12 protein-coding genes and 1 pseudogene are annotated in these 13,032 nt (G+C 69.0%); 10 read left to right on the top strand and 3 right to left on the bottom strand.

Going from position 1 to position 13,032, the window contains the following annotated elements:
• Positions 1–326: 326 nt before the first annotated feature.
• A complete protein-coding gene (locus VFE05_11240) occupies positions 327–983 on the bottom strand; it encodes a DUF3800 domain-containing protein (GenBank protein ID HET6230633.1) in 657 nt (218 codons plus the stop codon).
• Between the two features lie 366 nt (positions 984–1,349).
• Between VFE05_11240 and VFE05_11235 the strand changes: the two genes are divergently transcribed.
• The 6 genes and pseudogenes from VFE05_11235 to VFE05_11210 all read left to right on the top strand — a co-directional run bounded on the left by VFE05_11235 (position 1,350) and on the right by VFE05_11210 (position 6,476).
• Positions 1,350–1,805 carry a hypothetical protein gene (locus VFE05_11235; protein HET6230632.1) on the top strand — a complete coding sequence of 152 codons (456 nt, stop codon included), beginning with the start codon at positions 1,350–1,352 and terminating at the stop codon, positions 1,803–1,805.
• Positions 1,806–2,080: 275 nt separating this feature from the next.
• Positions 2,081–2,509: a hypothetical protein gene (locus VFE05_11230; GenBank protein HET6230631.1), complete on the top strand. Its 429-nt coding sequence runs from the start codon at positions 2,081–2,083 to the stop codon at positions 2,507–2,509.
• A 199-nt stretch (positions 2,510–2,708) separates the two neighbouring features.
• Entirely contained in the window at positions 2,709–3,470 is a 762-nt protein-coding gene (locus VFE05_11225) for a TetR family transcriptional regulator (protein ID HET6230630.1), read from the top strand.
• 82 nt (positions 3,471–3,552) lie between these two features.
• Positions 3,553–5,037 (top strand): annotated as a pseudogene (locus tag VFE05_11220) (aldehyde dehydrogenase family protein).
• 198 nt (positions 5,038–5,235) lie between these two features.
• On the top strand, positions 5,236–5,649 hold the full coding sequence (locus VFE05_11215; protein ID HET6230629.1) for a hypothetical protein: 414 nt from the start codon (positions 5,236–5,238) through the stop codon (positions 5,647–5,649).
• An 89-nt stretch (positions 5,650–5,738) separates the two neighbouring features.
• Positions 5,739–6,476: a Spy/CpxP family protein refolding chaperone gene (locus VFE05_11210; protein HET6230628.1), complete on the top strand. Its 738-nt coding sequence runs from the start codon at positions 5,739–5,741 to the stop codon at positions 6,474–6,476.
• A gap of 132 nt (positions 6,477–6,608) precedes the next feature.
• Here VFE05_11210 and VFE05_11205 read toward each other — a convergent pair whose 3' ends face one another.
• Positions 6,609–7,748 carry a phosphatidylserine decarboxylase gene (locus VFE05_11205; protein ID HET6230627.1) on the bottom strand — a complete coding sequence of 380 codons (1,140 nt, stop codon included), beginning with the start codon at positions 7,746–7,748 and terminating at the stop codon, positions 6,609–6,611.
• Positions 7,749–8,210: 462 nt separating this feature from the next.
• Between VFE05_11205 and VFE05_11200 the strand changes: the two genes are divergently transcribed.
• Complete coding sequence (locus VFE05_11200) at positions 8,211–8,399, top strand: hypothetical protein (GenBank protein HET6230626.1); 189 nt, start codon at positions 8,211–8,213, stop codon at positions 8,397–8,399.
• Positions 8,400–8,618: 219 nt separating this feature from the next.
• On the opposite strand, the gene VFE05_11195 is transcribed toward VFE05_11200, so the two are convergent.
• Positions 8,619–9,608 (bottom strand): quinone oxidoreductase, encoded by a 990-nt coding sequence (locus VFE05_11195; GenBank protein ID HET6230625.1) that lies wholly within the window; start codon positions 9,606–9,608, stop codon positions 8,619–8,621.
• A gap of 334 nt (positions 9,609–9,942) precedes the next feature.
• On the opposite strand from VFE05_11195, the gene VFE05_11190 reads away from it, so the two are divergent.
• From VFE05_11190 to VFE05_11180, 3 genes are all read left to right on the top strand, one after another.
• Positions 9,943–10,560, top strand: coding sequence for a nitroreductase family protein (locus VFE05_11190; protein HET6230624.1), 618 nt, complete (start codon positions 9,943–9,945; stop codon positions 10,558–10,560).
• A gap of 100 nt (positions 10,561–10,660) precedes the next feature.
• Complete coding sequence (locus VFE05_11185; GenBank protein HET6230623.1) at positions 10,661–11,626, top strand: ring-cleaving dioxygenase; 966 nt, start codon at positions 10,661–10,663, stop codon at positions 11,624–11,626.
• Entirely contained in the window at positions 11,623–12,288 is a 666-nt protein-coding gene (locus VFE05_11180; protein HET6230622.1) for an alpha/beta hydrolase, read from the top strand. Before VFE05_11185 ends, VFE05_11180 begins: the two co-directional genes overlap by 4 nt.
• Positions 12,289–13,032 lie beyond the last annotated feature (744 nt).

Raw genomic sequence — 13,032 nt, 5'->3', positions numbered from 1 at the left:
CCACCATCTGGAACAGCTCCAGCGGAGTGTCGTTTCGCCCGAGCATCGCTCTACGCAGAAGAGGAGTTCACCAGTAGATTCGCTCCCTCAATCTACCGCTTCACACCCTGAGGCGCAGCGTTTTTCAACAGACTTCTAGATGACAGAGGTGGACGCAAAAAAGAAGGGCGCACCGGATTGCTCCGTTGCGCCCTTCCTGGATCTCGGCACGGCTGGCTAGCCTCGGTGTCCCGCGGCAGAGCCCAGGGGCTCTTTCGCCAACCGCAAATGCCGGATTCTTCCTGCTGCAAAAATAGGCCCCGCCTTCTTCCGTGTCAAGCGCCACTTCAATAGTACAGCTCCGTCTCGCCCGCCCACAGGTCGACCTCAGTCACGATCTTCCGGGCGATCAGGTTGTACTCCGCGAGATTGCACAGCTCCCACTTCCGCCGCAGCGCCCAGCAGCAGTAGTCAGCCACCTGGAGGCAGGGCTCGCTATCGGCCGACCACGAGACGGTCCGGTACTCCGCGCACGGGGCGACGGCATCCACCACGTCCCTGACCGCCCGGTGCATCAATGCGCGCTTCTTCTTCGTGCCCAGCGATGCGCCGACTACGAACAGCTCGTCCGTGGGCGAGACGATCTGCGGTGCGACGTGCGCCAGGTGGTGCTGCCAAGCGTGCTGGTAGAAAGCATCCTCGCTCGCCCGGGTGCAGGGCGCGGCCTTCGCCTTCTCCAGGATCGTCACGTCGATGCGGAACTCGTGCTCGCACAGCAGGCGGAACACGCGTCCGCGCACTTCCAGCGAGTCTTCGGTGGCGTGGAACTCGGAGTTGACGCCGTGACCCTGCCACGCGATCTCGCGCCGCAGCCTGATCAGCGCATCGCCCACGCCGTAGTCGGCACACGCCACGGTCGTGAGGATGAAGTACCGGCTCGCACCCGGCCCGCGCGAGAAGTCGAAGTTGCCGCTCTCGTCGGCGAAGATGCCAATGCGTGCCATGCGTGTACCTGTAAGATGTGGACGGAGAGCACATCTTACAGGTACACACGACGGCAGGAAAGGGGTGTGGAGATCCAACATCCCCAAGATCGGGCGTGATCGGTATTCTGCCATCCCCGCAAACCTTCTACGACCGATCACCGACGGTGATCGACACATCTACCGGAAGCAGCCGTGGCCGCATGCCGGCTGAACGGACTCCGTTGGAGCCGCACGACGAGGCGGCATCTTGCGGGCAACCGCTTCGCGCTCTAAAATCGACAGTGTACTCCACCTGACGATGGACACAATGGACGTGATCCCGAGCGGGACCGTTCCGATGGCGGCGACGAGGGCCGGCTCAACAAGCGCGCGCTTGTGGGCCGCGTGCGCTCTTGGGTCGAGTTCCGCCTGACCACCGACTCGCTGCGCGACTTGGCGGGCGAGATCGGCGTGGGTAAGAGCTCCGTGGACAACTTCCGCTACGAGGTGGGAGACCCGGAGAAGGTCTGGGAGAAGATGAGAGGCTGGTACCTTCGGGACCGCCGCGCGAGGTACGCATCGTTGCAGGACCCCGAAGACATCGCGCTGCTGCTGCTCGAGACGCTGGTGGGCATCCCGTACGCCCGCCGCGCCGAGGTGCTGCTGCGCACCGGACAGCACTACGAGGAGATGTTCCGCCTTACCGACGCACCGCGCCCGGAATGGATCGACAAGGTGCGCGAGATGGCCGAGCGCGAGATCCAGCGCCCCGGCTCCACCTCCAGCGTCGAGTACCCGCTGCCCAAGCCGCGGCCGGGCAAGAAGAAGGGCACGCCGCCGCCGGACGATGGCGAGAAGTAGCCTTCTTCGACCCTGTTCTCCTGATGGATTCACCGCCCGCCGGCAGTTGCCGGCCGGCGGTTTTCTTTTGCTGCGCGCCGAGTCCCGTCCAACGATGAGACGGTGGACCTCGGCGCGGGTCGCGGGTTCCGGCGGCGCGACCGCACGAAAGCGGCCTTGCGGAGCCTGAGACCGGCGCCTATCATCGCCAGTGTACTCCACCGGATGAGGGACGGAAGGGACAGGCCGCGGACGAACCCGCCGCCGAAACCGGGCACCGCTACGAGCGCGTGCACGTGGACGAGGTGCGTGCCTACTTCCACATGCGCGTGAAGGAGACCTCGTACCGGTACATGTCGGACCAGATCGACGTGCACCGCAGCTCGCTGGAGAAGTTCGTCAACAACCATGTGAGCCCCCGGAAGAACTGGCCCAAGCTGCGCACCGCCTACCTGCGCGAGCGCGCCCGCCACGGCGAGGCGTTGGACGGGCCGCTCGACATCCCCATCCTGGTGATGGAGATGTTCGAGAACGTGCCCGACGGCCGCCGCGCCGAAGCGGTGGACGGGCTGATCGAGTACCTGGACTCCGCATACCGGCGCGCCCAGGCACCGCCGCCTGCCTGGATGGACACCCTCCGCGCCTTGGCGGCCGAGATCCGTGAGACGGAAGAACCTGCGCCGTACCACTATCCCATCCGCCGGAAGCCCCGCGATCAGGGCTGATCCCGCCGCCACGACGGACTTCGCTATGCGCCGCACTCTTCCGAGCCGCGGCGCTTTCTCGTTCTGGCCTCAGACGTATCGGCGGTACCCTCACCGGCGCGCAAGCTCAGACCCGTCAACTTCCACGGCAGCGTTGACTTCTGACCCACAGTCACTATTCTGCGGGTGAGGGAGTCGCACCATCTTCCAGAGGCTTGCGATGGCGAAAGTGCACCGGGCGAGGTCGGACGAGGACAAGCGGGGACGGCGGCGGGCGATCCTGGACATGGCACTGCGGATGTACGAGGAGGAGCCGTCGTTCGTGGCGTTCACCATGGCGGCGCTCGCCGAGCGGGCCGGGCTCGCGAAAGGCACGCTGTACCTCTACTTCCGCACCAAGGACGAGGTATTCCTCGCGCTGGTGGAACAGCTCTCCGACATTTGGTTCAGCGACGTCGATGCGCGGCTCGTCAACCGTGCCGGCGAGTGGCGGCCGGCGGAGGTGGCGGACGCGCTCGTGAGCTCCCTCGCGGGACGTGAGACACTGGCGCGGCTGCTTTCGATCATGGGCGCCATCGTGGAGCACAACGTGGAGCTCGAAACGGCACTCGCCTTCAAGCGTACGCATTACGCGCGGGTCGCTGCGACCGGCGGGCTGCTGGAGTCGCGTCTGCCGTTCCTCTCGCGCGGCCAAGGGGCACGGCTCATGGTGCACCTCCAGGCGCTCGTCGTGGGCGTGTGGCAGCTGCACGAGCCGAGCGCCGTGGTCTGCCGCGCCATGGACGACCCGGACCTGCGACGCTTCCGAGTAGACTTCGCGGAAGACCTCCGCACGATGATGGCGAGCATGCTGGAAGGGATGCGGAGCGGCGCGATCACGGCATCGACGTCGGCCGAGCCCCTGTTTGGGTCAGCGGTGGCGCAGCCCGTGCCGGTAGGGCGGCCAGTGGATCCGGCACCGTGGAGGGAGCGATGGATCTGAGCGCAAAGGGGCCTGGCAACCGGCCGGATGACGACGCGGCCGGCGGGAGCGGTGAAGTGCTGCCGAAGCTGCCGGTGCGGTGATGAACATCATCCCTTACCCGCTTCCGCAGCTTACCGTCCAGGGGGAGCCCGCGGGAGATGCGGACGATGCGGCGCAGATCGCGCAGGCGCGGGAGGTGTTCGCGCTCCAGCAGCGGAACCGGTGGAGCGTGGCCGCGGCGCCCGCGCGCGACCGCGTTGCCAAGCTGCGGCGGCTGCGCGATGCGATCATCGCCCACCGCGGCGACCTGGCGGAAGCGATGCACGCGGACTTCGGCAAGCCGGCGACCGAGGTGGAGGTGGCCGAGGTTCACCCCGCGCTGGACGAGGTGAACCATGCCATCCGCCACGTGAAGCGGTGGATGCGGCCCGTGCGTGCCCGCACGCCGCTGCTGCTCGCCGGCACGCGCAGCGAGTTGCGGTACGAGCCGTAGGGCGTAGTGCTCATCCTCTCGCCCTGGAACTATCCCTTCAACCTGCTCATCAACCCGCTGGTCGCGGCGGTGGCGGCCGGCAACTGCGCCATCCTCCGGCCGTCCGAGAAGGTGCCGCACACGGCGCGCGTGCTGGAGCGGCTGGTGGCGGATGCGTTTCCACCCGAAGAGGTTGCGGTGGTCGGTGGAGGCGTGGCGACGGCGGAGGCGCTGCTGGAGCTGCCGTTCGACCACGTGTTCTTCACCGGCAGCACCGCAGTGGGCCGAAAGGTGATGGCTGCCGCGGCGAAGCACCTCGGCACCGTGACGCTGGAGCTGGGTGGCAAGTCGCCGGCGGTGGTGGACGAGACGGCGGACGTGCGCGCGGCAGCGCGGCGCATCGCCTGGGGCAAGTTCGTGAACGCGGGTCAGACGTGCGTGGCGCCGGACTACGTGATGGTCCACGCCGGCCGCGAGCGCGAGCTAGTGGCGGAGCTTCAGACGGCGATCGCGGAGTTCTATGGCGCCACGGAAGATGAGCGGCAGCGATCGCCGGACTTCGCGCGCATCGTTGACGCGGGGGCGTTCCGCCGCTTGGACGCGCTCCTGCGCGAGAGCGTGGCCGCAGGCGCACGCGTGGAGGCGGGCGGGCGCACGGACGAGGCCGGGCGCTACGTGGCGCCCACGCTGCTCACCGGCGTCCGCGCCGACTCGCCCGCCATGCGCGAGGAGATCTTCGGGCCCATCCTGCCCATCCTCACCTTCCGCTCGATCGAAGAAGTGGTGGCGCACGTGCGCCGCGGGCCCAAGCCGCTGGCAATGTATGTCTTCAGCCGTCGGCGGGCGGTGGTGGAGGCCCTCATCGGCGGCACCTCGGCGGGCGGGACGGTGGTGAACAACGTGCTGATCCACCTCGCCAACCCGAGCCTACCGTTCGGCGGCGTGGGCGAGAGCGGGCAGGGCAGCTACCACGGCCGCTTCGGCTTCCGCGCGTTCTCGCACGAGCGGTCGGTGCTGGTGCAGGGGCGCGCCGCAATGGTGGACGTCTTCTTCCCGCCGTACCGCGGCAGGCTCAAGGCGCTCGCCCTTCGCGTCCTGCGCCGGCTCGAGTAGCCGTCCGCCTCGTCGTTGCCACGGCGATGGAACTACGCGGTGACTGAAGATGTTCTACGTGCCGCGACCGATGACGCCTCCGTCCGCCACGCATCTACGGCCGTGACCCCGGACCGCGGATGTGCGCCCTCGACGGCGGGTGGAGGGAAGAACGGAATCGCGAAGCTCGCCCACAATGGGAGGGATGATGGTCACCGCATGATCCCGCGTCTCCGCACCGCGTTCGCGCTGCTCTCGCTCCTGCTGCTGCCGGTTTCGGCGGCGGCCGGGCAGTGGGCGGAGTGCGCCGTCATGCGGGAGATGCAGGGCCCGCCTCCGCCGCCGACCATCGGCGCCGAGATGCCGGGAGCGATGCGGCGCTTCCACGCGCACGCGCTGGAGATGCGCCTCGCCGGTGATGATGCGGGAATGCCGATGCATCGCTGTCCGCCGCCGCGGATGCCGGAGTGTCCGATGGCCGGTGGTCCCGGCGGATGGCTGGCCGCCCTCGCATCGCCCCCCACTACGCCTGCTGCGCCACCCGTCGCATCCGCAGCACCTGGGTTCGCGGTGCCCGGCGAGGCGCCGGACCTCCTGCTCGCCCGCGGACCCTTCCACCCTCCGAGAGCGTGAGCCCCGCCCGCAGCGGCGTCGATCCGGCAGGACAGGCGGCGATGCGCATCGCACCGCCCCACATCTCACGACTTTCGGAGAAGATCCAGATGAACGCAAAGCTTCTCACGCTCGCCTTCGCGGCGGCGTGTATCGCGGCGCCGGCGGCCGCGCAGCAGGACCGCCAGCCTGCACCGGTGTGCGTGGCGGGACAGCAGAGCCAGCCCGGAGGCTGCATGCCCGAGGCGCAGGCCGGCGCCATGCGCCACCCCATGCCGCCCGGAATGCGCATGGGCGAGGGGATGATGGGCCCCGCCGAGTCGCCGGTGTCCATGCTGCTCATGCACCGCGCCGACCTGGGCCTGAACGCGGACCAGGTGTCGCGGCTCCAGGCGCTCGATGCCCGCGCGCGCGCCGAGCACCAGCGCATGACCGAGACGATGCGCGCAGCCGGCCCGCCGCGGTGGGACGCGCAGGACGAGGCGGCCTTCCGCGCCGCGCTGGAGCGCCACTCCCGCGCGGAGACCGACATGGCGGTCGCACAGTTCCGGATGATGCGCGACGTCCACGCGATCCTCACGGCCGACCAGCTCCGCAAGGTCGCGGACATGCACCACGAGATGATGGCGATGCACGGCCCCGGCATGGAGATGCGCGGCGGACCGGGGATGGAGATGCACGGCGGACCGGGGATGGAGATGCACGGCGGCCCCGGCATGCCTCCCCGGCCGATGGACGGCGGGCATGACGGCCACGACGGCCAGATGAGCGACTGCGCCCGCTGCTGCGCCGAGATGATGCATGCCCAGCAGCAGGGCGGCGCGCCGCACCCGCAGCAGGAGCAGTAGCGGCGGATCCTCGTCCGCCGGGACGCAGCATCCCGGGCACGAGGTGGCAGGGAGATGCAGAGACGGGAGGATGCACCGGCCGCCGGTGCATCCTCCCGTCGTATCTCTACCAATGTCGTAGCGCCCGGACCGTCAGATCACCGGGTACGCCTGGGCGATCTTCGTCCCGGTCTTGTAGTGCACGTTGGGCTGGGCGCTGAAGCAGACGTTGCTGCGCGCCTCGAACAGCACGATGATGTCCGACCCGCCGAACTGGAAGTACGAGATCTCCTCGCCCTTGCGCAGCGTGACGCCCTCTTCGGCGGTGAGGATGATGGACGACACCTGCGCCATGCCGATGGGAAGCACCGCCACCAGGCCGATGGGCGTGTCCAGCACCACCAGCCCCCGCGCCTGCGCGAACTGGTAGCCCGCGTTGTCCGGCGCGTCGAACGTGCGGCGCATGCGCAGGCGGTGACGTCCGTCCGGGTCGCCGGGCACCGGGTCCGCGTCCACCTCCAGGTACACCTGCCCGGGGATCACGCGCGCCTCCACCACCGTTCCGCCCACCGGGGCGTGCTGGCGGTGGTAGTCGGTGGTGTTGAGGAAGGCGTGCATGAACTGCCCGTTCGTGAACCGGTCCTTGAACGGGCTGCCCTCCAGCAGCTCCTCGATGGACCAGTGCAGGTTCTTCACCGTGACCTGCGAGTTGGGGCGGATCTCCCACTGGCCCGCGAAGGTGGAATCTGCCGGCGACACGATCACGTGCTGGTCGGCCACCGCCGCCACGGGCCGGTAGCCCGGCTTGAAGTTCCGGGCGAAGAACTGGTTGAAGGTCTTCCAGCCGCCGTGAGGGACGATGTAGTCGTCCATGTTGTAGCTCGGCGAATCGAAGAACGACTTCAGCGACTCGGGCGTCAGCGACTCGGGCGTGTCCAGGAACGCGCCCATCGAGTTGGCGTAGCGCACCATCCACGCGGACAGCGGGGTGAGCGGCGGCGCGTCCGGGTGCGGGACCACGGCCGTCTGCAGCCTCACCACCGGGTCCTGGTCCAGGATGAAGTAGAACTTGCAGATGCGGTTGTAGACCTCCCGCCCCGGAAAGTCCTCGCTGGGCACCCACCGAAGCAACCCGTCGATGTAGCCCAGGTAATCGTCCAGGTTCCGGATGTCGCTCAGCTCGGGGATGTTCTTGGCGCGCGCGTTCTCGATCGCCTTCTCGAAGTCACCTCCCCACTTGTTCTTCTTGATGAGACCGACGAGCTCCTGCACGACTTCGTGGTACCGGGCCATGATGCGTTTCCTCACTGTACGCGGGGGTGGGATGGCGGGAATTCCGCCGTTCGGAAGGCGCCAAGAGGATAATCGCGGAAACACGCGCTAGCAACATAATTCGTCTGCATACGATTGTCGTCGTGGCTATTTTGTGTGTCTACGCGAAGACCGACACGCCGAACCTGTAGATGCCGGTGTCCTCACGGGTATGCTCTCGCGATACTCCTCTCTGGGCAGCAGCGCGAAGGCCCCCGCTTCATTGGTCCAGGCTGATTTAGATCCGGCAGGCTCAGGACGGTGGGCTGATGCCTACCGCAGACTTTCGCCCGATGCTCCGTTCCGCGCCTCGGCGAGTGACTACGATTCGACCGTTTCTCCATCCTGCTTGCAGCTAACCCGTTGCAGGCATGGAGTATGCGAATGGGAATAGCCGCTGCCGGGAGGGTCCGGCGGGAAGGGTTCCGAACCAGGAGGAGTGCGATGACGTCGAAACGGAACGTGCTCTACGCGGCACTGACGGCGAGCGTGATGGCGGCTTCGGCGGCGGCGTGCGGCAGCGCCGGGCCCACCGACCCGCTCCAGGCGAAGCAGGGGCCCCAAAACCCCACCGCGCCCACCGACACCACGGGCATCGTGCCCGCGAACCCGCCCTCGCTCGCCACCTCGTAACGGCGGGGGCAGGACACGGCAGATGCCAGCGAGCCCTCCGCTTCCGAGCGGAGGGCTCGCGTTCTTCCGGAACCAGGAGCCGGGATGCAGATCGCGTTGGGCCGGCGACCGCTCACCGGAGCCGCGGTGCGACGTCTCGGGTGATGCGAGCTCGGCTCCGGTGAGCGGGGCGAGACGGAATCCGGGAGCTACTTCATTGGCCCGAAGCGACGAGAAGCTTCACGGCACCAGCAGGACCTTGCCGATGCTGCGGCGGCTTTCGAGGAAGGCGTGGGCGGCGGCGCCCTCGGCGAGGGGAAAGGTGCGGCTCACCTCCACGTGCAGGCGGCCGTCGCGGATCCAGCCGAACAGCTCGGCGGAGCGGCGCACGCGCTCGGCGTGGCCGGTGAGCACGTTCCACAGGTCGCCGCCGGTGAGCGACTTCGACTCGTCCATCAGCAGGCGGGGGTCCACGGGCTGCGGGTCGCCGCCGGCCATGCCGTAGAAGACCACGTGCCCGCCAGTCCGTACCGCGCGCAGGCTGTCGCGCAGGGTGGAGCCCACGGAGTCGTACACCACGTCCACACCCGTCCCACCGCCGAACGCGCGCACCGCATCTACCCACTCCTCCCCGTACAGCGCCACCTGCTCCGCACCGGCGGCGAGCGCCGCGGCGCGTTTCTCCTCGCTCGACGTGAGGCCGATCACGCGCGCCCCAAGCAGCTTCGCGATCTGCACGAGCAGCAGGCCCACGCCGCCGGCCGCCGCGTGCACCGCCACCGTCTGCCCCGGCGCGACGGGGTGGCTGTCGCGCGTCAGGTACTGCGCGGTGAGCCCCTGGAGCAGCGACGCGGCGGCCGTCTGGAACGAGACGTCGTCCGGGAGCGGGATGAGCCTCGACGCGGGCGCGGCGACCAGTTCCGCATTCGCGAACGGCACGTCGGCGAAGCCAACGCGGTCGCCGACGCGCGGCATCTTCCCCGCATCCGCGTCCTCCGTCGCTGGGGGCGGGCCGACGCGCACGACGACGCCGGCGCCTTCGTATCCGGGGACGTATGGCGGCTGGCCAGCCAGGTGGTAGCTGCCCTTCCGCCGGTACACGTCGGCGAAGTTGAGCCCCACGGCGCGCATCCTCACGATCGCCTCGCCCGGGCCGGCCTGCGGATCGGGCAGCTCGCGGTACTCCAGCACCTCCGGCCCGCCGAACCTGTCGAAGCAGAGCGCCTTCATCGTCCGTCCCTCGTCTGACGTTCATCTCTCCCAATAGCTGAGCCTACCGGGCGACCGCATCTGAGTCAAACACCGGCGATCGGGCGCTCACGTGCCGACGCGAGGAAGCGCGCACCTGCGTGCATCTACCGAGTCGATCTGCAGACGGACTCACGCTGACGGGTTGACTTCGCATGCCAATCCATGTATCTTAGTAGTAAGATTTATTTGCCTTCGGGACGACCCACGGCCGAGACGGTGCAGACTGGCATCGGCCCGAGCAGGTACAGCGCCCGCATGGCTGCAAACGGATAGTTCATAGATGCATTTTCCACACGTGCAACAGGAGAGCACCATGTACACGGAAAGCACCACCCTCACGGTGACCGAGGCCGCCGAAGCGCGCCGGTCGATCCGGAAGTACAAGGACCAGCCGGTGCCCGCGGCGGACCTCCGCGAGATCCTGCGGGTCACGGGGCTGGCGCCTTCGGCCTTCAACGTGCAGCCTTGGCGTTTCGTGGTCGTGCGCGACCCGGAGCTGAAGCAGCGGCTGCGCGCCGCGGCCTACGGCCAGGCGCAGGTGGGCGCCGCGCCCGCCGTGATCGTGATGTACAGCGACGTGGCGGGGGCGCTGGGGGACATCGAGCGCACCGTGCACCCCAACTACCCGGAAGAGCGGCGCCCGGCGGTGGCCCAGCAGGTGCGCGACACCTTCGCGGGCAAGACGGACGAGGAGCGCGAGGCGTGGGGCGCCGGGCAGAGCTACATCGCCCTGGGATACCTGATGCTGGCCGCGCAGTCGCTGGGCTACGCCACCTCGCCCATGCTGGGCTTCAAGCCCAACGAGGTGAAGGAGATCCTGGGCCTGCCGGCGCACGCCACCGTTCCCGCGCTGGTTGCGCTGGGCGTGGCGGACGAGGAGGGCTTCCCGCACCACCGGCACGCGGTGGAGGACGTGGCCGACTTCCGCTGAGCGGGAGCGGCGGCGGCGGGTTTCGGGGGATTGGAGACGGGCCGGCCGCGTGGCCGGCCCACGCACCGGCGCGGAACGCCGGAGGGAAAATGGAGGACGGATGAGCACCAGCGCACTCGGCATTCACCACGTCACGGCCATCGCGTCGGACCCGCAGCGCAACGTGGACTTCTACGCTGGCACGCTGGGGCTGCGGATGGTGAAGCGGACGGTCAACTTCGACGACCCCAAGACGTATCACTTCTACTACGGCGACGAGGCGGGCACGCCGGGCAGCATCCTCACCTTCTTCCCATGGCCCGGCGCGCGGCGCGGGCGGCAGGGCGTGGGCCAGGCGGCGGTGACGTCGCTGGCAGTGCCGCCGGAGTCGCTGGGCTGGTGGATCGAGCGGCTGGTGGCGCACGGCGTGGAGCACGAGCGCCCGTCGCGGCGGTTCGGGGCGCCGGTGCTGGCCTTCCGCGATCCCGACGGGCTGCTGCTGGAGCTGACCGTGCACCCGGACGCGGCATCGCGCGGCGCCTGGGAGGGCGCGGACGTGCCAGCGGAGCACGCCATCCGCGGCGTGCACTCCGTGGCGCTGTGGGAGGAGGCGGGAGAGGAGACGGTGCGGATGCTCACGGACACGCTGGGCTTCCGCCACGTGGCTGACGAGGGCAACGTCTCGCGCTTCGCGGCGGGCGACGGCGGCCCGGGCACGCTGGTGGACGTGCGGACCGTGGGCGGCTTCCCGCGCGGGGCGGGCGGCGCGGGCACGGTGCACCACGTGGCGTGGCGCACGGGCGACGACGCGGGCGAGCTGGAGCTGCGCGCGCGCGCGGAGGCCGCGGGCGCGCAGCCCACGCCGGTGATCGACCGGGAGTACTTCCACTCGGTGTACTTCCGCGAGCCGGGCGGCGTGCTGTTCGAGCTGGCCACCGACGCACCGGGCTTCGACGTGGACGAGCCGCGCGAGCGCCTGGGCGAGGCGCTGATGCTGCCGCCGCAGTACGAGCCGCGCCGCGCGGAGATCGAGCGCGTGCTGCCGGCCTTCCACCTGCCCGGCACGCTGCCCGTGGAGGGCCGGTGAGCGCCGCGGCGGGGGACTTCGTCCACCGCTGGGTGCCCGGCTCGGGCGCGGCGGCGGGCACCACGCTGCTCCTGCTGCACGGCACGGGCGGCGACGAGCACGACCTGCTTGAGCTGGGCCAGGCGCTGGTGCCGGGCGCCGCCATGCTCAGCCCGCGCGGCAAGGTGCTGGAGGGCAGCATGCTGCGCTTCTTCCGCCGCCTGGCCGAGGGCGTGTTCGACGAGGCGGACCTGGTGGCCCGCACGCACGAGCTTGCCGAGTGGGTCGGGGCGGCGGCGGCGCACTACGGCTTCGACGCGGGGCGGATGGTGACGGTGGGCTTCAGCAACGGCGCCAACATCGCCTCGGCGGCGCTGCTGCTGCGGCCGGGGCTGCTGCGGAACGCGGTGCTCTTCCGGGCCATGGTGCCGCTCCAGCCGGAGGCCGCGCCGGACCTGGCGGGCACGCGCATCTTCATGGGTTCCGGCCGCACGGACCCCGTGATCCCCGCAAACAACGCGCAGCGGCTGGCGGACATGCTGCGCGCCGCCGGCGCGGACGTCACGCACGAGTGGACGCCCGGCGGCCACGGCCTCAGCATGCCCGAGGTGGAGAGCGCGGCGCGCTGGCTCCAGCCATCGTGGGCGAATAGCGAGCGGCACATCGACATCGCCTCCGTGTGAGGCCCTCTCGTTCCGGATTACGGAGGGTGGCCAGATCGGGAGATGTCCATCGGCCGGGCTGCGCCTGTCAACCTGCTTGACGACGACAAGGTCAACGAGGAACCGTTCCTCATCCGGAGTGGTTCGTACCGCGATAGAAGCGCGAGGCCGCGCCCATCCGAGAGCGGCCTCGCACGTTTCGTTCTATCCAAGCAAACCGACCCGAGGCGCCAACAAAAACCTCAGCAACTGCGGGCTCTTTCACGTTTAAGGTTCCGGCCTGCCCCCTACGTTGTGTTCGGTCTGCCGGACACGAAACCAGCAACCGTGCGCGTTTTTGCCTTTAAGTTTCCACGTGCGGCTTGCGGGATCGAGGGCGGCGCGTGCATGATGGCGCTGGCGATCAGTGAGGCGGTGCGGGGACCTTCAATGAACCACGACAGAGAGGAACGATGATGGAGCGAAAGATCGCAGAGTACATGCTGGTAGAGGCTCGGTTCCACTCGCTACAGCCACACCCTCGCGTGGGGCTCGAGTACCAGGTGCGGGAGGCGATGCGGCAAGGCTGGGAGCCCCTGGGAGGGGTGGCTGCGTTCGGGTTTTCAGTCGAGGGCTCAGGTGATACCGTGTACGTGCAGGCGATGGTGAAGTACCAGTAAGACCCTATCCGGAAAGTTGAGGAAGAGTTAGACTGTCGCGTATGAGCGAGCCGAAGAAGAAGAGACCGGATGATCCGACGATCTGGAGCGTGGATGATGCGTTGTG

Source organism: Longimicrobiaceae bacterium (assembly GCA_035696245.1).
In the GTDB taxonomy this organism is placed as follows: Bacteria; Gemmatimonadota; Gemmatimonadetes; order Longimicrobiales; family Longimicrobiaceae; genus DASRQW01.
The sequence above is the reverse complement of the archived record's forward strand: the minus strand, read 5'-3'. Positions and strand labels throughout refer to the sequence as shown.